This window comes from Actinomycetota bacterium (assembly GCA_018334075.1).
Taxonomy (GTDB): domain Bacteria; phylum Actinomycetota; class Coriobacteriia; order Anaerosomatales; family UBA912; genus JAGXSC01.
In genome coordinates this window covers 159,593-177,462 of record JAGXSC010000044.1, presented here as the reverse complement: position 1 = coordinate 177,462, position 17,870 = coordinate 159,593, and the positions used below count along the sequence as shown (strand labels likewise).

Annotated in this window: 19 protein-coding genes; all 19 read left to right on the top strand. The window is 53.1% G+C overall.

Annotated elements, in window-relative coordinates:
• Positions 1–17: 17 nt before the first annotated feature.
• Positions 18–1,316, top strand: a complete 1,299-nt coding sequence (rsxC, locus tag KGZ89_06010) for an electron transport complex subunit RsxC (GenBank protein MBS3974406.1) — start codon at positions 18–20, stop codon at positions 1,314–1,316.
• Positions 1,313–2,320, top strand: a complete 1,008-nt coding sequence (locus KGZ89_06005; protein MBS3974405.1) for an RnfABCDGE type electron transport complex subunit D — start codon at positions 1,313–1,315, stop codon at positions 2,318–2,320. The genes rsxC and KGZ89_06005 overlap by 4 nt, the downstream gene beginning before the upstream one ends.
• On the top strand, positions 2,310–2,921 hold the full coding sequence (locus KGZ89_06000; protein MBS3974404.1) for an RnfABCDGE type electron transport complex subunit G: 612 nt from the start codon (positions 2,310–2,312) through the stop codon (positions 2,919–2,921). Before KGZ89_06005 ends, KGZ89_06000 begins: the two co-directional genes overlap by 11 nt.
• Positions 2,918–3,580: an electron transport complex subunit RsxE gene (gene rsxE, locus KGZ89_05995; GenBank protein ID MBS3974403.1), complete on the top strand. Its 663-nt coding sequence runs from the start codon at positions 2,918–2,920 to the stop codon at positions 3,578–3,580. Before KGZ89_06000 ends, rsxE begins: the two co-directional genes overlap by 4 nt.
• On the top strand, positions 3,580–4,200 hold the full coding sequence (locus KGZ89_05990) for an electron transport complex subunit RsxA (GenBank protein ID MBS3974402.1): 621 nt from the start codon (positions 3,580–3,582) through the stop codon (positions 4,198–4,200). The genes rsxE and KGZ89_05990 overlap by 1 nt, the downstream gene beginning before the upstream one ends.
• Positions 4,201–4,214: 14 nt before the next feature.
• Entirely contained in the window at positions 4,215–5,117 is a 903-nt protein-coding gene (locus KGZ89_05985; protein MBS3974401.1) for an RnfABCDGE type electron transport complex subunit B, read from the top strand.
• The gene (locus KGZ89_05980) at positions 5,114–5,476 is read left to right on the top strand and encodes a NusG domain II-containing protein (protein ID MBS3974400.1); all 363 of its coding nucleotides are present in this window, start codon (positions 5,114–5,116) and stop codon (positions 5,474–5,476) included. Before KGZ89_05985 ends, KGZ89_05980 begins: the two co-directional genes overlap by 4 nt.
• Positions 5,460–5,987: a Gx transporter family protein gene (locus KGZ89_05975; protein MBS3974399.1), complete on the top strand. Its 528-nt coding sequence runs from the start codon at positions 5,460–5,462 to the stop codon at positions 5,985–5,987. The genes KGZ89_05980 and KGZ89_05975 overlap by 17 nt, the downstream gene beginning before the upstream one ends.
• Positions 5,988–6,009: 22 nt before the next feature.
• Positions 6,010–6,672 (top strand): DNA repair protein RadC, encoded by a 663-nt coding sequence (gene radC, locus KGZ89_05970; protein MBS3974398.1) that lies wholly within the window; start codon positions 6,010–6,012, stop codon positions 6,670–6,672.
• 39 nt (positions 6,673–6,711) lie between these two features.
• Positions 6,712–7,845, top strand: coding sequence for a rod shape-determining protein (locus KGZ89_05965; GenBank protein ID MBS3974397.1), 1,134 nt, complete (start codon positions 6,712–6,714; stop codon positions 7,843–7,845).
• Between the two features lie 18 nt (positions 7,846–7,863).
• Positions 7,864–8,721, top strand: coding sequence for a rod shape-determining protein MreC (mreC, locus tag KGZ89_05960; protein MBS3974396.1), 858 nt, complete (start codon positions 7,864–7,866; stop codon positions 8,719–8,721).
• Positions 8,718–9,233 carry a rod shape-determining protein MreD gene (gene mreD, locus KGZ89_05955; protein MBS3974395.1) on the top strand — a complete coding sequence of 172 codons (516 nt, stop codon included), beginning with the start codon at positions 8,718–8,720 and terminating at the stop codon, positions 9,231–9,233. The genes mreC and mreD overlap by 4 nt, the downstream gene beginning before the upstream one ends.
• Before the next feature lie 75 nt (positions 9,234–9,308).
• Positions 9,309–11,165 (top strand): penicillin-binding protein 2, encoded by a 1,857-nt coding sequence (gene mrdA / locus KGZ89_05950; GenBank protein MBS3974394.1) that lies wholly within the window; start codon positions 9,309–9,311, stop codon positions 11,163–11,165.
• Between the two features lie 3 nt (positions 11,166–11,168).
• The gene (gene rodA, locus KGZ89_05945) at positions 11,169–12,284 is read left to right on the top strand and encodes a rod shape-determining protein RodA (protein ID MBS3974393.1); all 1,116 of its coding nucleotides are present in this window, start codon (positions 11,169–11,171) and stop codon (positions 12,282–12,284) included.
• A 30-nt stretch (positions 12,285–12,314) separates the two neighbouring features.
• Complete coding sequence (locus tag KGZ89_05940; GenBank protein MBS3974392.1) at positions 12,315–13,217, top strand: hypothetical protein; 903 nt, start codon at positions 12,315–12,317, stop codon at positions 13,215–13,217.
• The gene (locus tag KGZ89_05935; GenBank protein MBS3974391.1) at positions 13,159–15,078 is read left to right on the top strand and encodes a TIGR03960 family B12-binding radical SAM protein; all 1,920 of its coding nucleotides are present in this window, start codon (positions 13,159–13,161) and stop codon (positions 15,076–15,078) included. The genes KGZ89_05940 and KGZ89_05935 overlap by 59 nt, the downstream gene beginning before the upstream one ends.
• The gene (locus KGZ89_05930) at positions 15,068–15,763 is read left to right on the top strand and encodes a TIGR03936 family radical SAM-associated protein (protein MBS3974390.1); all 696 of its coding nucleotides are present in this window, start codon (positions 15,068–15,070) and stop codon (positions 15,761–15,763) included. Before KGZ89_05935 ends, KGZ89_05930 begins: the two co-directional genes overlap by 11 nt.
• A gap of 12 nt (positions 15,764–15,775) precedes the next feature.
• Positions 15,776–17,251: an Rne/Rng family ribonuclease gene (locus KGZ89_05925; GenBank protein MBS3974389.1), complete on the top strand. Its 1,476-nt coding sequence runs from the start codon at positions 15,776–15,778 to the stop codon at positions 17,249–17,251.
• Positions 17,252–17,342: 91 nt separating this feature from the next.
• Complete coding sequence (rplU, locus tag KGZ89_05920) at positions 17,343–17,855, top strand: 50S ribosomal protein L21 (GenBank protein ID MBS3974388.1); 513 nt, start codon at positions 17,343–17,345, stop codon at positions 17,853–17,855.
• Positions 17,856–17,870: the final 15 nt, after the last annotated feature.

The following is a 17,870-nucleotide window of genomic DNA, read 5'->3' as shown; positions in this document are numbered from 1 at the left end:
CGTTAATAGGGGCTAAGGTGGCATTAGGCAGATTCGCCGGCGGGGCGCATCCCCCGCCCAATAAAGAGATTGCCTGCAGTTCGCCTATAGTTAGGGCTGGACTTCCAAAGCGCCTGCTTCTCCCTATGGTCCAGCACGTAGGCGCCCCCTGCGCACCTGCCGTTGTGCCTGGAGAAAGGGTTGAACGCGGTCAAGTAGTAGGGGATGTTGAAGCGACGATCTCCGCCCCGGTTCACTCGCCGGTCAACGGCGAGGTCATCGCCATTCGCCGTACGCGATTGATCTCTGGTGCAATTGGAGATGTCGTTGAAATTGCTCCTGACGAAACACAGGATCCCTCAACACATGTTCGAATACCACCTGCCGAAAGTCTTTCCGAAATCGTTCGCAGGGCGGGTATATCAGGTTTAGGCGGAGGAGCTTTTCCTTCGAGCGTGAAGCTGCATGCGCAGCACGGCTCGATTCATACGGTGATCCTCAACGGGTGTGAGTGTGAGCCCTACCTTACTTGCGACGACAGGTTAATGCAGGAGGAGCCGGAAAGGATATTGGCCGGCGGCCGTATGGTCCGTGACGCGGTCGGTGCAAAGCGACTTATCGTGGGTATCGAAAGTAACAAACACAAAGCCATCAAGGCCATACAAAAGGCAAGTGGTGACGATGTCGAGGTACATGTTTTTGAGACAAAGTACCCGCAGGGCGCAGAGAAACAGCTGATACTCTCGGCGCTGGGTAAAGAGGTTCCGCACGGTAAGTTGCCCTCGGCCATTGGAGTACTTGTGCACAATGTTCAGACTGCAGCTGCGATCGCCGATGCTGTGGATCGCGGAAAACCGCTGATGGAGCGAGTGATTACCGTTACCGGCCAAGTCAATAAACCATCGAACTTTCTTACTCTGCTAGGGACGCCGGTTTCACATCTTCTTGAGGCCGCGGGGGGCCTGGGCCCAAACGTAAGCAGGTTGGTGGCGGGCGGTCCCATGACTGGAACCGGACTTGCGGATTTCGAGGTTGGTGTGGTGAAGGGCACTTCCGGCATTGTGGCCCTGACGCAAAATGAGACAGCACCAGCGGTCATGGGCGATCAACCATGCATTAGATGCGCGAGCTGTGTCGATGCGTGCCCTATGTCTTTGGAGCCATACGCTATCGGCTTGCACGCAAACAGAGGCGATTGGGATAGCACTGAGAAGTATCACGCACTTAGCTGTATCGAGTGTGGCTGCTGTGATTTTGTGTGCCCCACAAACAGGCCTTTGTTGCAGTTGATACGCTCTGCAAAACAGGCATTACTGCTCAAGGGATCCAGGGCATGAATGAAAACTCGACCCGCAAAGGCTACCAGCTTTCTTCCTCGCCCCATATAAGCGCGAAGAATAGTTGTAGCCGAATAATGTTGCTGGTGATAGCCGCCTTGTTGCCTGTTACAGCCTGGGCGATCTGGAACATGGGAATGGTTGCGGTGGGCCTGCTTGTTGCCTGCATAGGTTCTACCGTTGGAACAGAGGCACTTTGGAATATTGTTGCGAAGAGGTCTCAGACTATCTCCGACGGAAGCGCGCTACTTACCGGCCTGTTACTTGCCTTAGCGCTTCCTCCACACACTCCTTTGTGGGTTGCCGTGGCTGGAGGTATCGTTTCGATCGGTCTTGGAAAGATGATCTTTGGCGGACTCGGGTGGAATCTCTTTAATCCTGCGCTTGTCGGCAGGGCCTTTATCGCCATTTCATGGGCCGGGGTGCTCTCCGAGCAACCGGTTCCAGGCGGCTGGTTTCGGGGTATCGATCTTCCCGCACCAGAAGGACTGGATGCCATTACGGGTGCGACACGACTTGCGATTGCGGCCACTGACAGGGCTGCGGAGGGAGCATACGGCTTTGATCTGCAAGCCCAGTACCTCCCGCTGCTTTTCTTGAATCTTGAGGGTTCTTTGGGTGAGATATCCGGAGCGCTTTTGTTGCTTGGCGGATTGATGCTCATTGCGCTAAAAATTATCGATTGGAGAATTCCCCTAGGCTACCTGGGCACAGTGGGCGCACTGTCCTGGCTTTTTGGGATCGATCCCATATTTACTATCCTGGCCGGCGGTATCATGCTTGGCGCATTCTTTATGGCAACCGACTATGTGACTTCACCTATGACTAAAACCGGCCGCTTCATCTTTGGCTGCGGATGCGGGCTTATAAACATTGTCGCGAGAACGTTTGGCCCGGGACCAGAAGCGACAACCTTCGCGATACTGTTCATGAACGGGCTTGTCCCGCTTATCGATAAAGTTACAGCTCCAAGAGTCTTTGGATGGAGGAAGAGTGATGGATAGAGCGCCGTCGACCCCGTTTCGCATGGTGCTGACGGTATTTTTAACTTGCCTGATATCGGCTACCGCCCTGACCTTCACATACGAGGCGACTCGCGAGAGGATTGCGGCACAGGAAAGAGAGATGGAACGCCGCGCCTTGACCGCTGTCCTTACGGAAGGCGCTCGCTTTGAGCGACTAGAGGATATCGACCTAGATCGCGCTGCTGAGGTCGCCGGTGACGTCTCGGTTGCTGGTGTATGGAGTGCGTTCGACGCCAATGATGCATTCATAGGTTACGCAGTCAGATGTGCTCCTAGAGGCTATGGCGGACCGATAGAGATGATTGTGGGATTAGATAGAGATGGGAAAGTTGCAGGGGTTAATATCATCACACATGACGAGACTCCCGGTCTTGGAACAAAGATCATTACCGAGCCGTGGTTCTTGCAGCAGTTCATTGGCTGGGAGGCTTTGGAAATTCAAACGGCGGTTCGGGGATATGACACCATCACAGGCGCGACTAAATCTGCGGATGCCATTAGGGCAGGTGTTGTAGCCGTTTCTCGTATATACGAAGAGTTATTGGCTGAGATAGATAGTGGGGATGGTGAGGAGCAATGAGTGAGTGGCTGGCGGTTTTCAGGCGTGGTCTGGCCATCGACAATCCCCTGACCGTTCTCATGATAGGGCTATGCGCAACGCTTGCGGTCTCCACAAAGGTTGACGGCGCAATGTTCATGGGACTCGCAGTTATATTTGTGACCATTGCTTCAAGTATTATCGTCTCGCTAATGAGGTACTTTGTTCCCACGGCGGTAAGGATACCTGTCTTTATTGTGGTCATAGCGACATTTGTGACTGTGGTCGACTTGACGATGCATGCTTTTTTGCCGGAAATATATCGTTTCTTGGGAGTATGGATTCCTCTGATAGTTGTGAATTGCCTGATTTTGGGACGTGCAGAGGCTTTTGCATACAATAATCCGCCACGCCTGGCGTTTGCCGATGGACTTGGCATGGGTTTGGGTTTTGCCATAGTCATCGTGATACTTGCCGCCATTCGTGAGCTGTTTGGTAGTGGTCAGATTATCTTCATGGGATATCCCATTCTCGAGATGCCGGGATGGTATCGAGCCCCTGGAATCCTTATGCTCTTCCCGGGCGCCTTCATTATCTTCGGATTTATTATTGCCATAATGTCTGCGATTAACCGTCGTACAACCTCTCGGATCACTCAGCCTCTACCGAGTTGCACTATGGAGATCGGGGGGAAGAAATAATGGAAACGCTATCGCACTTTGCGCTTCTTTTAGTCGGCGGAGCACTTGTGAACAACATTCTGTTGACTCGATTTATCGGACTATGCCCGTTTTTCGGGGTTTCTGGCTCATTTAGTACGTCTATCGGGATGGCTGGCGCCGTCATCTTTGTCATGATGCTAGCGTCTTCAGCTACGTGGGTTTTCTGGAATTGGGTGTTGGTTCCTCTGGGCGTCGGAAACTTTCTTTACATTCCGGCGTTCATATTGGTAATCGCATCACTGGTTCAGTTTGTCGAGCTCTATTTGAGAAAGGTCAGCCCCTCTCTCTATCGCGGCCTTGGCATATTCCTTCCACTTATTACGACTAACTGCGCGGTTCTGGCCACTGCTACAGAAGCGGTCCGCCCAGGCTTTTTCAAGATGAACCTGGACTATACATTCAGTTTTCCTGAGGTTCTTGTGTATACACTCGGCGTCTCGCTAGGATTCGGTTTTGCGCTCATAACCTTTTCTGCGCTGAGGGAACGGCTTGAGATCGCTCCTGTTCCTGCGAGCATGCGAGGAACACCGATTTCGTTTATAACCGCTGGCCTTCTATCTATCGGGTATGTTGGCCTCGCTGGTCTGTTTGGCCTCTGACCGTAAGGATGGTAATGGATCCGTTTCTTGTACTGAAAGCAGTTGCGGCCCTGAGCCTTATCGGCATGATAGCGGCCGTGTTGTTGGTGGTGGCTTCCAGGCGATTTGCAGTGGAAGTCGATCCTCGGATAGAGGGCGTTTTGTCTGTTTTGCCTGGTGCAAACTGTGGAGCTTGCGGAAATCCATCATGCTTTACGGCGGCAGAGAAGCTGGTCCAGTCTGATGCTGCTGTGACTTTATGCACAGCCGGGGGACAGCCTGTCGCAGATGCCGTTGCAACGGCACTTGGAGTCGACAGGTGTGAGATCCAATCTTTGGCTAGCGTTCGAGCGTGTGGAGGGGGAGTTGCCGCTTCTCGTCGCTTCGAGTATAGCGGCTTACTTTCATGCAGCGCTGTAGTCAGAGTTGCGGGAGGCGATCTCGAATGCTCGAGCGGTTGTTTGGGCTATGGGGACTGCGCTCGAGCGTGCCCATTCGGGGCCATTGAGGTTGGGAAGCGGCGCTTACCAATAATTGATTTGGAAAAATGTACAGGCTGTGAGGTGTGTATCAGTCAGTGCCCTCGTAGTAAATTGGGTTTGTTGACGATGGTATCCGCCGAAGCCCCTGTCGTCGTGAGGTGTTGCTCGAAGGATAAGGTTCGGGATCGAAGGGCTTATTGTTCTGCCTGTTGCATTGCTTGTAAAAAGTGCGAGAAGGCATGTCCGGACGATGCGATAACCGTCGTCGATCTTTGTGCTGTCATCGATTATGACAAGTGCACTGGTTGTCGGGCTTGCGTAAGTGTTTGTCCGCAAAAGTGTATCGACCTGACGGGACGAGGCTCTATGCTTGCCGCCCACGCCCAAGATACCGATGGGCGTGGTCCTGATGTAGATGGATTCACGGTGTCATCAACTATTGAGGTCGAACAGTGACCAAATGGGATTGGATACTGTCAGGCGCTATAGTTGCAGTCGCAATTATCCTGCAGTTGGTCGGCACGAGCTGGGCAACTGCGGGGTCCAAGGAGTACGTCTCTGTCATTGGCCCCTATGGCAAGACCCGAATTTCCCTGTCTGCAGCAGACTCACCCATTTCGGTTCAGGGCCAGATCGGAACAGTGGTGTTTGAAGTTCGAGGCGGCGCCCTTCACCCTGTCAAAGCGTCATGTCCCGATGGTGTTTGCCTGGCTTCCGGCCCAGTTGGACCAGGAAGACCGGTAGTTTGCGCCCCTAACGGGATCATCGCATACGTATCAGGAGCAAGCAGTGACTACGATGTCATTTCGCGCTAGGGCTTCTACCCCGACAGTTTTGACTGCTTTGCTGACTGCAGCAGCCTCTGTATTGGGCTATGTCGAGTCAACACTCATTCCTTCCGGCGTATTCCCGGGCATACGGATTGGCCTTGCAAACATAGCGGTTCTTATAGCGCTTTCTTACTTGGGTCCTAAAGGTGCGGTAATCGTCTCCCTGTCGCGAGTACTGATTGTTTCTTTGGCTGTAGGCACCTTTGGTGGACCCGCGCTTATATTGTCGTTTGCGGGCGCCGCTGCTGCGTTAGTGGCCATGATCGGCTTGCGATTTCTCGGTAGGCATTTTTCAGTTGTGGGTTGGTCGGTTGGCGGTTCGGTTGCACATCTTGTTACGCAGCTTGTCGTTGTGTCTATCCTGACAGGCTCGATTTCGGTGCTTGCGTTGGCTCCTTGGGCACTCGCGCTAGCTTTGATTTCGGGTCTGGTGATCGGAGTAGCCTCTCGCTCCATTCTCTCCCGCGTTCCCTCACTGTCGTTAGCAGGCACGTAGATTCGCGGATCGGAGTGGGTGCATGGGGCCACGTTTGGCATGGGGGGAGTCATCTCCTGCTCGCTATCTTTTGGAGGATCGTCCGGAAGCAGTCAGTGACGCTGGGCTACTCTCGGTGGTCTTGGGTGTTCCTGATCAATGTATACGTGATGTAGTGATGGAAATTTGCCCAACTCCCGATATGCTGTGGCAGGTAAGAGCTCCGGATCTTATCTCTCTTCCGGGCGTTGGTCCCGCCAGGGCCGCTCGATTACTGGCGTGCCTGGAGATCACTCGGCGAACAGGTATGTGGAGATCTCCGGCCAAGCCAATAATTTCTACCCCAAAAGACGTGTTTGATCTGTGTTGGCCACAGTTTATGGGCAGCGACAGAGAGCGCTTCTGGACTTTGGCCCTCTCGACAAAAAATCATCTGCTGAAAACGTTAGAGGTATCGGTAGGCAGCCTCAATGCATCGATAGTTCATCCCAGAGAGCTATTCAAAGACGCCCTTAGGGTTTCCGCTGCCTCAATAGTTGTTGTCCATAATCATCCGAGCGGAGATCCCACTCCATCTGGTGCGGACATTCAATTGACCAAGAGACTGGTGAGCGCGGGTGATCTGATTGGGATTGAGGTTCTCGATCATGTCGTGATTGGTAATGCTGGAAATTATGCGAGCCTGAAAGACCTTGGTTTGATGTAAGTACCCCTTTTCCTCTAGTCAATGTCGTCTACCTGCGATATGTTGACGCATCGTTGTCCGATCCCTGCTGCTCCCTGTGCTACACTAATCGCTGCGTTGCACTATTTATTTGTTGGTGGAAAGGAAGCGGCTGTGTCGCTTATCGATATTTTTTTTAACTCCATAGGCGGCGACATGGCCGTAGATCTTGGAACTGCAAACACGCTTGTGTCGGTCAGGGGGCGAGGCATAGTACTTATCGAACCTTCCGTGGTTGCAGTCGAAAAGGACACCAAGCGAGTGTTGGCTGTTGGAATGGAAGCCAAGCGCATGCTCGGAAGAACTCCAGGCAGCATTGTGGCAATACGACCGCTAAAGGATGGGGTTATCGCTGACTTTGAGGTGACCGAAGCCATGCTTCGATACTTCATAAACCAATCGAGGGTAAAGCGATTTCCGTGGCAACCCAAACCACGTGTGGTTGTTTGTGTCCCTTCAGGGGTAACCGAGGTTGAAAAGCGCGCAGTATTTGAGGCAACTATGCAAGCCGGCGCCCGCCAGGCTTTCTTGATCGAAGAACCGATGGCTGCGGCGATAGGCGCCGGACTGCCGATCCAGGAGCCTGCAGGCAATATGGTCGTAGATATCGGCGGAGGAACTACTGAGGTAGCTGTCATCTCCCTGGGCGGAATCGTGGTGGCGCAATCTATCAGGATCGCCGGAGATGAGTTCGACGAGGCGATCATCAATCATGTGAAGAAAACCTATAACGTTTTGATCGGTGAGAGAACGGCAGAAGAAGTAAAGTTTGAAATCGGTAGCGCCTGGCCCCTTCTGGAGGAAGTGGACGTCGAGGTTCGTGGCCGAGACCTTCTAACCGGACTTCCGAGAAATCTGACTATGGAATCGGAAGAGATTCGAGATGCCCTAGAGGAGCCCCTATCGGCAATTATAGCGGCCGTGAAGAACACTCTGGAACAGACGCCACCTGAACTTGCAAGTGATTTGATGGAGTACGGAATCGTTCTGACCGGCGGAGGGGCCTTGTTGAAAGGTCTCGATGAGCGCCTGAAGCATGAGACCGGGATGCCTGTATATGTATCGGAAAATGCCCTTGCTAATGTTGTCGATGGCTCGGCACTTGCTCTCGAGGAGATTGACACACTCAAGAGAATCTTGACCGCAACGCGATAGAAGGCATGATTTAGCCCCGTGAGGATATCTAGATCTGATAGATCAAAAAACCCCGCATTGCTTCTGGTGGCGCTAACGATAGCCTCACTGATTTTGATTACAGTGCATCACCGCGGAAGTGACGCCGGGCCACTGCATAACCTTAGGTTGTTGGTTCACAGCGCCACTGCTCCCGTAGCCAGTATCGGCAGTGCGCTCTTCTCTCCACTGCGAAGTGCCCAAAAGTGGCTTTCGACGTTTGGGGTCGATCGTGAGCAAGCTACGGCATTGCGTGGGCAAAACACCTTATTGCGCAACAGGATTATCGAGCTGGAGGAGGCTCGCCTTGAAAACCAGAGACTTCAGGCTTTACTCGGCATCGTCGAACAAGGCGACATAAGTGCCGTTGGGGCTCGCATCATTGGAAGACCCGTAAATGCCTGGGAGGGATATATCACCTTAGATCGCGGGACCAACGACGGCATCGCCTCTGGTATGCCCGTTATGGCTGAAGGGGGTCTGTTGGGGCAAACAACCGATGTCGCTGAGCGCTCGTCCAAGGTCCGCCTGATCACCGATCAAGGCAGCGGAGTTTCTTCGCTACTACAGCCAACCAGAGCACACGGAGTTGTCAGTGGATCGGTCAACGGGGAGCTTGTGCTTCAGTATGTGAGTAGGGAAACTACGGTTGCAGTTGGCGACGCCGTTATAACATCCGGCATGGGCGGGGTGTATCCAAAAGGTCTACGGATTGGGGAGGTTGCAGAGTACCGACTTCGTCCGGGAGATCTGTTTCCAAAAATTCAAGTACGTCCGGCCGTGCAACTTTGGACGATTGAAGAAGTGGTAGTGCTAAAGGCCGCCCCGGTGCTACCGGAGATTGGCGGGAGCGAGTGAGCCGCTACTATCAACTGGTACTGGCATTACTTGCGGCAGTCATTCTCCAGGTTGCGGTCGCGCCACATATAACAATAGCCAAGGTAGTACCCAACTTTGTGCTTTTGGTTGTTATCGCAGTCGCCCTGCTTCAGGGTCCGCGTATGGGAACAGTTGTCGGCTTCTCAGCGGGCTTGATCTTTGATTTGATCGGAACGGGCCCGATCGGAGTGGCCGCACTTGTCTTTTGCTTCGTTGGCTACATCAGTGGGTCGTTACATGAAAATATGTTTGCCGAAGGATGGCGCCTGCCTGTCACAGTCGCCTTTTTTGCTAGCCTTTTTGCGGAGGGTATGTACGTTTTAGCGCTACGCCTGATCGGGGAGAATGTGTCCGTGCTATCGGCGCTTATCGAAGTTGTGATTCCGTCTTCGATATATAATGGGTTGTTGGCTGTCGTTTCTTATTCGCTGTTGGCTCGTATCTTGCGACAGGATAAAAGAGTTACAACTTTTCGCAGGATCGGCAGGTAGGAGTTTACCTCCTGCTGTGCTTGCGTGCGTTCTTGAGTCCCCTGCTACGCAAGATAAAATAAGAAGGCCCTATTTATGTTGGTGTTTCGTCATGATTTCAAGGATCGCTTTGCGATCTTCACACTGATAGTACTTGTCGTATTTGCCGCCTTGGCACTACGTCTATGGGGCCTGCAGGTCCTTTCTGGGGCGGAGTACGCTGCTCTTGCCGAGGACAATCGTATCCGGGAGATCGCTTTGGATGCCCCACGGGGCCGCATACTCGATCGTAATGGTGAGCTTCTCGTAAATAACAGGTCCTCGATGGCTGTTGTGGCGATGTCCTCAGTCAAGAATGACGACGATATCCTTGTTGCCTTGTCCAATCTACTTCAGATGCCGCACCAGGAAATTTATGATCGGATTGCGTCTGTTAGAGAAGCGCCACTAAAACCCAGGATCGTTGCGATTGATGTAAGCACCGAGGCGATTGCCTATCTCGCCGAAAATCAGGAGGATTTCCCGGGGGTAGATATCAGAGCTGTACCCGTAAGAGAGTATCCTAATGGCGCCATCGCGGCGCATGTGCTTGGTTATACCGGTGAAATATCCGATGCTCAGCTTTCCGATTCAGCCTTTGAGGAGTATGAGTACGGAGACCTAGTTGGTAAAACAGGTGCGGAGCTGCAGTTTGAATCCGTGCTTCAGGGGGACAGGGGTTTTCGTAGGGTAGAGGTTGACGCTTCCGGCAGATTGAAGCGTGTTATCGAGGAGATTGAGCCCGTACCCGGCAGAGACGTGGTGCTAACAATCGATCTGAAGGTACAAAAAGCTGCCGAGGAAGCTTTGTCGCGAGCTCTACAAGAGGCCCGTCTGGACGGCTACAAAAATGCCAAGGCCGCTGCAGCGATTGCGATGGATGCCAGAACCGGTGAGGTCCTGGCACTTGCAAGCCTGCCGACATACGACCCAGAGATGTTTGTCGGGGGCATTTCAAAGGACAACTGGAGACAGCTCACCGCCGAAGGCAGTGAATATCCTCTTACAAATAGAGTCCTGGCCGGCCTGTATCCACCCGCTTCGACCTTCAAGGTCGTAACCGGTTTCGCTGGTATGGCCAATGGTCTTACCGGGATAAATACGACCTATAGGTGTCAGGGTCGCTGGGTGGAGATGGGTGAAAGATGGCCGAAGTTCTGCTGGGACAGGGGAGGGCACGGCACCCTTTCCTTTTCAGATGCAATGTCTAGGAGCTGTAATGTCGTCTTCTACGAGCTAGGCCATGCTTTTTATCGCCAAGAAGACAATACTTTGCAGGATTACGCCAAGCAGTGGGGGTTTGGCTCGGAAACAGGTATTGATCTTCCTGGCGAAAAGAGTGGAAGAATTCCAGATGCGCAGTGGAAGGCAGAAAGATTCAGAGACTTTCCGGAGCAGCAGACCTGGCTTCCGGGTGAAGCAGTAGATTTGGCTATCGGTCAGGGAGATGTGCTTGCCACGCCTCTACAGGTGGCCGCCGCCTACGCCGGCGTGGCCAACGATGGCGCCATTATGCGGCCCACTATCTTTCGCCAGGTTCTCGACACTAACGGCAACCCTGTGCTTGAGGGAGAACCGCAGGTGGCTTTCGAGCCCGATACCTCGGCAGAAAATCTCCAAAGTATGATCCGGATGCTGGAGAGGGTAACCACAGATGGCACCGCCAAGGGAGCTTTCGGCGGTTTCCCAATTCGAGTAGCGGGCAAGACCGGTACCGCGCAGGTTGCCAATCGCGATGATTTCGCCTGGTTTGTAGGGTTTGCTCCCGCTGACGACCCTCGGTATGTTGTTGCTGTGCTTGCCGAACAAGCAGGTGGTGGTGGCGCAATAGCTGCTCCAGCGGCCAGAGAGGTTTTCTCCGCGCTCTTTGATTTACCGATAGAGCGAGTAACTGCAACCGATCAATCAAGGTAGATTATGAGCCCAGGGGTTAAAAATCAGATACTCCGAACACTAAACATCCCGCTATTGGTGATAGTTGGGATGCTGGCCATCTTCGGTAGTGTTGTGGTTCAATCGGCCACTTCTGGAATGGGCGCCGGTGACGCCATGTTTCAGAGGCACCTGATTGGTGTTGCTCTGGGCCTTGTCTTTCTTGTTCTGGCAGCAAGCATTGACTATCGCAAGTTTGAAGGTTGGTTCGGACCCCTGATGCTTTTCAATGCCTTTCTGATCATTTCTCCTCACATACCAGGATTAGGGGCTACGGCAAAGGGCGCTACATCATGGTTAGAGGTTGCGGGAGTTCGACTATTCCAGCCTTCAGAGCCAGCAAAACTCGTCACAATTTTAGTAATGGCAGTTGTGATTGCGAAGTACAAAGGGAGCATAAGCAGCACAAAGGATCTGCTAAAAGTTATGGGCTACCTTGCTGTACCCCTAGGCCTTATCTTTCTTCAACCAGACTTGGGAACAGGTATGGTGTTTGTGGCAATCGTTTTGGGTATGCTTGTGATCGGAGGTTTGCGGGCGCGCCTATTTTTGTTGATTGCCCTTGTGGGCGTTCTTGCGATCTTTGGCGTCTTTCAAGCGGACCTGCTCGCCGAGTATCAGAAAAACAGACTGCTGGTCTTCGTTGACCCGGATCTCGATCCAAGAGGCGCGGGATACAACTTGGCTCAATCCAAGATCGCGGTTGGGTCTGGTGGATTGACCGGACAGGGGCTGGGCACTGGCACGCAGGGGAACCTGAACTTTCTCCCGGAAAGGCATACCGATTTTATTTTCGCCGTTCTCGGCGAGGAGCTCGGGTTTTTGGGTACCATGATGCTGCTTGCACTCTTTTTGGCCTTGTTGATCACAGCACTGGGAATCGCTGCGCGCGCTCGTGATCTTACCGGTTCTCTCATAGCTGTCGGGATAATCAGTATGTGGTTTTTCCAGATTCTCCAGAATGTAGGCATGTCCATCGGGTTGATGCCGATCACGGGCTTGCCGCTACCATTCATGAGCTTTGGATCATCGTTTATGATTGTGAACTTTGCAGCGGTCGGTATGTTACTTTCGGTGTGGGGTCGCCGCTACAGTGCGTGACACACTAGACGTCAGGAAGGATTGGTATCCATGCGATTTCCTGTAAATATTTTAGAGATATCAAAGAGCAGGAAGCAGTTGCTAAGAGAGCAAGAGCAGCCCTTGGCAATTCAGATCTTGGTGGAAGTCGACACTCCTGAGTCGCTTATTGAGTTTTCTCAGGCTCTTATCCAGCCACGAGCTGCCGCTTTGGTTGAGCCTGTATTGATTCAAAACGACTCTATGGTTGAGCTTCTTGACTCGGCAGATGTTGTGATAGTGCTGGTAGGTAGCGGTTTGCATGCGACAAAAGTTCTTGTCGCCGAGGCGAAAAGAACTTTGACACCGGTTGTTGCCTTGATGGATGGTGACGATCTGGGGTCGGTGCCCGAATCAATTGGGCTACCCGATACCGATGTATTGCTTTGCGCCGATGCCTCAAAAGCACCACTGGCGCAAGCTCTCGGCGAATGGCTCATAAAGCACCTGCCAAAAAAGAAGCTATTGCTCGCGAACAACTTTCCTTTCATCAGGAGAGCCGTATCGATGGAGTATGTCAAAAGCACTGCTCTTCAAAATGCGTTCGTCGGTGGTCTTGTGATAGTTCCGGGCGCCGATCTGCCGGTTATGACGGCCAATCAGGCAAAGATGATCCTTCAAATCGCCGCTGCCTACGGGGAGACTCTTGGCCTGAGGCGCAGCGTTGAACTTCTCGGCGTTGTCGGCGGCGGATTGACTATGCGCTCGATCGCCAGGCAGGCGGCTGGAATTGTTCCGGCGCTAGGATGGGCGATGAAGGGCGGGATCGCCTACTCGGGAACCATAGCCATGGGATATGCCGCGATCGCCTACTTTGAAAGAGGTGATTGTCCCGGATCGCTCAAGAATCGATTCGATGACCTCTTCGCCAAGGGATTGGCTCCCAAAGATAGCGAAAACTCCACCGGTGGGTAGTATTTGGGAGAGAGTTGAGCCACTTCTGCCGCGAGTCGAGCGCCCAGCAAGATACATCAACAGGGAGTGGGGCTCAGTTACCGGCCGCGACGCCTCTTATCGCGCGACGCTTATCTATCCCGATGTCTATGAGGTCGGGATGGCCAACCAAGCTATCGCGATTTTGTATTCGCAGCTTAACTCTATCGAGGATTGTTCGGCGGAGCGAGCATATTTGCCCTGGATAGACATGATCGATCTCATGCGCGAGGAGGGCGTGCCACTATTTTCCCTCGAATCTTGCTCGCCGCTTGGGGAGTTCGATCTTCTCGGCATTACCCTTCAGAATGAGTTGACCTACACCAATGTGCTGGATGTGCTTGACCTTGCCGGCATCCCCATAAACGCGGCTTCGCGCCGTGAAGGAGACCCGCTGGTTCTCGGTGGAGGCCCCTGTGCGTTCAATCCTGAGCCGATGGCGGAGTTTTTCGACGCATTTCTGATCGGCGAGGCCGAAGAGGCGATTAGGGATTTCGTTGAAGTCCACCGCAACTGCCTTCGCCGAGGGGCCTCAAGGGCAGAGACGCTACGCAAGCTCGCTGACATCCCTGGGGTGTATGTGCCCGCACACTATGAGCTTGATGAGAAAGGTCGACTGCTCAAGCTCAATGACACCGGCCAGCACTCACCGAGTCACACTGTAGTCAAGCGCATCGTTGCGGATATGATGACGGCGATCCAACCGGAACCGGTTGTTCCCTACATGGAGGTCGTTCACGATCGACTCCCCATAGAGATCATGCGTGGGTGCGCGCGTGGCTGTCGATTCTGTCAGGCTGGCATGATCTACCGTCCCGTGCGTGAGCGGGATGAAGATGAGATCGTCCGAAGAGCCACCAGCGGAGTTCGCTGCTCCGGCTACAGCGAAGTGTCCCTGACCTCCCTGTCAACGACTGACCACTCTCAGATAGAGCGAATACTAAGGCGGCTGGAGAGTCACTTTCAAACTACCGGCGTCTCTGTTTCCTTGCCCAGCCTGAGAGCGGATGAGCATGGGGTCAAGATGTCCCTGCTTGCCTCGACCTCAGGGCGCAATGCGGGTCTTACGCTGGCGCCCGAGGCCGGCTCACAGCGATTGCGCGATGTCATAAACAAGAATGTTACCGAGGAGTCGTTACTCAGCGCCGTACAGCGCGCGTTCAAAAACGGCAGGCGAAAGATTAAGTTGTACTTCATGATCGGCTTGCCCACCGAGACGGATGCCGACATTGTGGGGATAGCGGATATCGTGGAAAAGGTGATGGCCGCCGCTAAAGCTGTTACCCGCCCCGATCAACGCGGCGCCATCAGGATTGCTGTATCGGTATCCACTTTTGTTCCGAAAGCACATACCCCCTTTCAGTGGTTCGGGCAAGTCGCCCGCGAGGAGATACTCCGGCGTCAAAATCTGCTTAGAAGTCGTATTCCTCGCAAAACGGTTGATCTTTCATGGCACGATGTCGAGCTATCGGTCCTTGAGGCGGCGCTCGCTCGTGGAGGGCGGGAGAGTTCAGCAGTCATCGAGCGTGCCTGGAGATTGGGCGCCAGATTTGACGCATGGCGCGAACAGTTTTCAGCTGAGATCTGGAAGCAGGCTTACAAGGAGTCAGGGTTGGATGTAGATGTAATCGCTCAGCGCACGTTCGATATCTCCGAGGTTTTGCCATGGAGCCACATCTCTTGTGGAGTCTCTGCCGAATACCTCTGGAGCGAGTGGGAGCGATCAAAGCAAGAGGTGTTGACTCTGGATTGCACGGTTGAGAGATGTACAGGCTGTAAGGCTTGCACCACGCTTCCGGGTGGAATCGGTACCGTATTGGCCGGGCGACGCGATGCGAGCTAGCGATTATCGCCTGCGGCTATGTTGCCGGAAGCAAGGCCGACTCCGGTTTCTTTCGCACCTAGAGTACACACACGCGATTGAACGCGGAATCCGGCGCGCGAATCTTCCTTACGTAGTGACGCAAGGGTTCAACCCACGAATGAAGCTTTCGTTTGCCCCGGCATTACCGGTGGGCACTATTGGCCTGCGCGAGTACGTTGATCTTTGGCTGAGACAATATATACCGGCCGAGCAGGTCATCTCGGCGCTTAGTTTGGCCATGCCACCAGAGATTGCTCCGGAAGAAGCCAGATATGTCAGCAGCACAGAGAAATCTTTGGCTGCACAGTGTACTATTGCGCTATATGAGGTCATTTTGGGAGGTGATATCGAAACACAGACTGACCTGGAAAACGCGCTTGTCCAGATCGTGAACGAAGGCGAGCTGCGCATCGAGCAAAAAGGTAAAACCAAAGTTTTTGATCTCTCACACGCTCTCCCGAAGGAGATCGTGGTCAGATCTTCTGGCTCGGATACTCTTGCTCTAAGTGTGGTTATCCGCATGGGACAGGAAGGCTCCTTGAGACCAGACTCGCTCGTGACAGCCGCACTCTCTCGCTTTTCGGGCAGGTCCGTGATCCAATCCGTGACCCGGCTTGATACTCTTGTCGAATTAGATTCAGGAGAGTTGAAAGCGCCCATCTGACAGGAGAATACAATGGGGAAGTTGCTGCGAGAAATGTTGATCTCGCACGACCTAAATGAGACACGAGTGGCGATTCTTGAAGACCGAGAGTTGGTTGAACTCTACATCGCGCGGCCAAAACGCTCTGTCGTTGGAAATGTTTATCTCGGGCAGGTAAAGGATGTCTTGCCTGGAATGCAAGCCGCCTTCATCGACATCGGCCTTGAAAAAAATGCGTTTCTTGCTGTCGATGAAAGGGTAGCCCTCGATGGTATCGAGGTGCTCTCAAAACGCGACATACGCTCCTTATTACACCCCGGCCAAACTATCGTCGTACAGGTCATCAAAGATCCCGCAGGAACAAAAGGCGCGAGGGTCACTACAGGAATTACATTTCCCGGGCGTTTTTTGGTTCTGGTGCCAAACGCTGATGTTTTTGGAGCTTCCCGTAAGCTCGGCGATGGAGAAAGGGCAAGACTTCAAGAGATCGTCGCACCTCACGTCCCGCCGAATACAGGGCTGATAATCCGTACAGCCGCGTCGGGCGCAAGTGAGCGAGATATGCTTGCCGATCTGGAGTTTCTGCTCCGACTCTGGAGGCGTGTCAGCCATCAGGCGAATGAGGGACTTGCGCCTGAGGTTATCTACAGTGAGATGGATCTGGCCCTGAAGCTAGTTCGCGATGTATTTTCCACCGACTTCAAGCGGCTCGTTATCGACGACAAGGCGGTTCACGCAAAGGTTACGTCGTTTCTGAAAAGGACATCACCCAATCTGCTCAACAGGGTTCACCTGCACAAAGACAGCGAGTCGATCTATGCAGCATACAAAGTTGACTCCGCAATCGATCGAGTCTTCTCAAAGAACATAGGGCTTGCAAGTGGTGGCTATATTTGCATCGATCAAACCGAGGCACTTACAGTTGTAGACGTGAACACTGGCAGGTTTACTAGTGGAAAGAATCTGGAGGATACTGTTTACAGAACCAACCTAGAGGCCGCAAGGGTAATCGCGCAGCAGATCAGATTGCGAGACATCGGCGGCATCATCGTAGTGGACTTCATTGACATGAAGGATGCGTTCCATCGCCAGGAGGTGGTGCGTCAATTATCCGCCGAGTTTGAGAGAGACAGGAATCGCTACAAAATTGGCGAGATTAGCAAGTTCGGACTATTGGAGATAACTCGCAAAAGCGTTACCGACGGTCTCTATGCGATCCTGACCGAGCAGTGCGCTTGCTGCAATGGCGAAGGCAGGGTTCCTTCGGTCGCGACCAGGCGCATAACTGTAGAGCGCAAACTTCGCGAGATAGTCAGCTCAGGCCGCTCTAGTGCGTATCTGATTGGCTTGCACCCTGAAACTTATGAACTGTCGATGGCCCCCGGACACAATCTAATAGCTCGCTTGCGAGCTGCAACAAATCGCCAAATTACTATCATCCCGGATGAGAGCTGTTCCCGCACTGAAGTCAGGGTGTTGATTGAGGGCAAGAAGGGGCTCCCCTCATAACCTTCATGGCCCTCCAATGTGTTTGACGCTTACTTGCCGTGCTGGTACTATGTGCTCTTGCACAACCAGCTATCTAGAGAGGTTACAAAGAATGTATGCTGTAGTTTCTACGGGCGGAAAACAACTGAAGGTCGAAGAAGGATCCGTGGCCGTAGTTGAGAAACTTGATGCCGATGTTGGCGAAGTCGTTACACTCGATGTACTCTTCGTATCCAGCGATGATGTGATAGTTACTGGAGCCAAAGCCGGTTCTGAAGCAACCGTCAAGGCTAAGGTTCTGGAGCATTTTTCGGGAGAAAAAATCAAGGTCTTCAAGTTCAAGAAGCGCAAGGGATACAAGAGAACCAAGGGCCATCGTCAGCTGCAAACACGCATTCAGGTTACTGATGTTGTGCTCGGCGGCACCTCTGCCGACAAGGCAAAGGCTGCTCCAAAGAAGGCTGCTCCAAAAGCAGACATTCCGAAGGACAAGGTAGATACACCGAAAGAAGCAGCCCCAGATGCACTGTGCTGCGCTACCAAATCCAGTGGTGAGCCTTGCGCCAACAAGGCCAAGGATGGATCGCACTACTGCGGTGTGCACTCCAAAAAATCCGCTGAATGATTCACGCTGCGTCGA

Bases quoted from the DNA above. Each gene is read 5' to 3' on its own strand.
- KGZ89_06005 (MBS3974405.1), top strand. From the start codon at position 1,313: ATGAATGAAAACTCGACCCGCAAAGGCTACCAGCTTTCTTCCTCGCCC.
- rsxE (MBS3974403.1), top strand. From the start codon at position 2,918: ATGAGTGAGTGGCTGGCGGTTTTCAGGCGTGGTCTGGCCATCGACAAT.
- KGZ89_05990 (MBS3974402.1), top strand. From the start codon at position 3,580: ATGGAAACGCTATCGCACTTTGCGCTTCTTTTAGTCGGCGGAGCACTT.
- KGZ89_05985 (MBS3974401.1), top strand. From the start codon at position 4,215: ATGGATCCGTTTCTTGTACTGAAAGCAGTTGCGGCCCTGAGCCTTATC.
- KGZ89_05975 (MBS3974399.1), top strand. From the start codon at position 5,460: ATGTCATTTCGCGCTAGGGCTTCTACCCCGACAGTTTTGACTGCTTTG.
- radC (MBS3974398.1), top strand. From the start codon at position 6,010: ATGGGGCCACGTTTGGCATGGGGGGAGTCATCTCCTGCTCGCTATCTT.
- KGZ89_05965 (MBS3974397.1), top strand. From the start codon at position 6,712: ATGTTGACGCATCGTTGTCCGATCCCTGCTGCTCCCTGTGCTACACTA.
- mrdA (MBS3974394.1), top strand. From the start codon at position 9,309: ATGTTGGTGTTTCGTCATGATTTCAAGGATCGCTTTGCGATCTTCACA.
- rodA (MBS3974393.1), top strand. From the start codon at position 11,169: ATGAGCCCAGGGGTTAAAAATCAGATACTCCGAACACTAAACATCCCG.
- KGZ89_05940 (MBS3974392.1), top strand. From the start codon at position 12,315: ATGCGATTTCCTGTAAATATTTTAGAGATATCAAAGAGCAGGAAGCAG.
- KGZ89_05935 (MBS3974391.1), top strand. From the start codon at position 13,159: ATGACCTCTTCGCCAAGGGATTGGCTCCCAAAGATAGCGAAAACTCCA.
- KGZ89_05930 (MBS3974390.1), top strand. From the start codon at position 15,068: ATGCGAGCTAGCGATTATCGCCTGCGGCTATGTTGCCGGAAGCAAGGC.
- KGZ89_05925 (MBS3974389.1), top strand. From the start codon at position 15,776: ATGGGGAAGTTGCTGCGAGAAATGTTGATCTCGCACGACCTAAATGAG.
- rplU (MBS3974388.1), top strand. From the start codon at position 17,343: ATGTATGCTGTAGTTTCTACGGGCGGAAAACAACTGAAGGTCGAAGAA.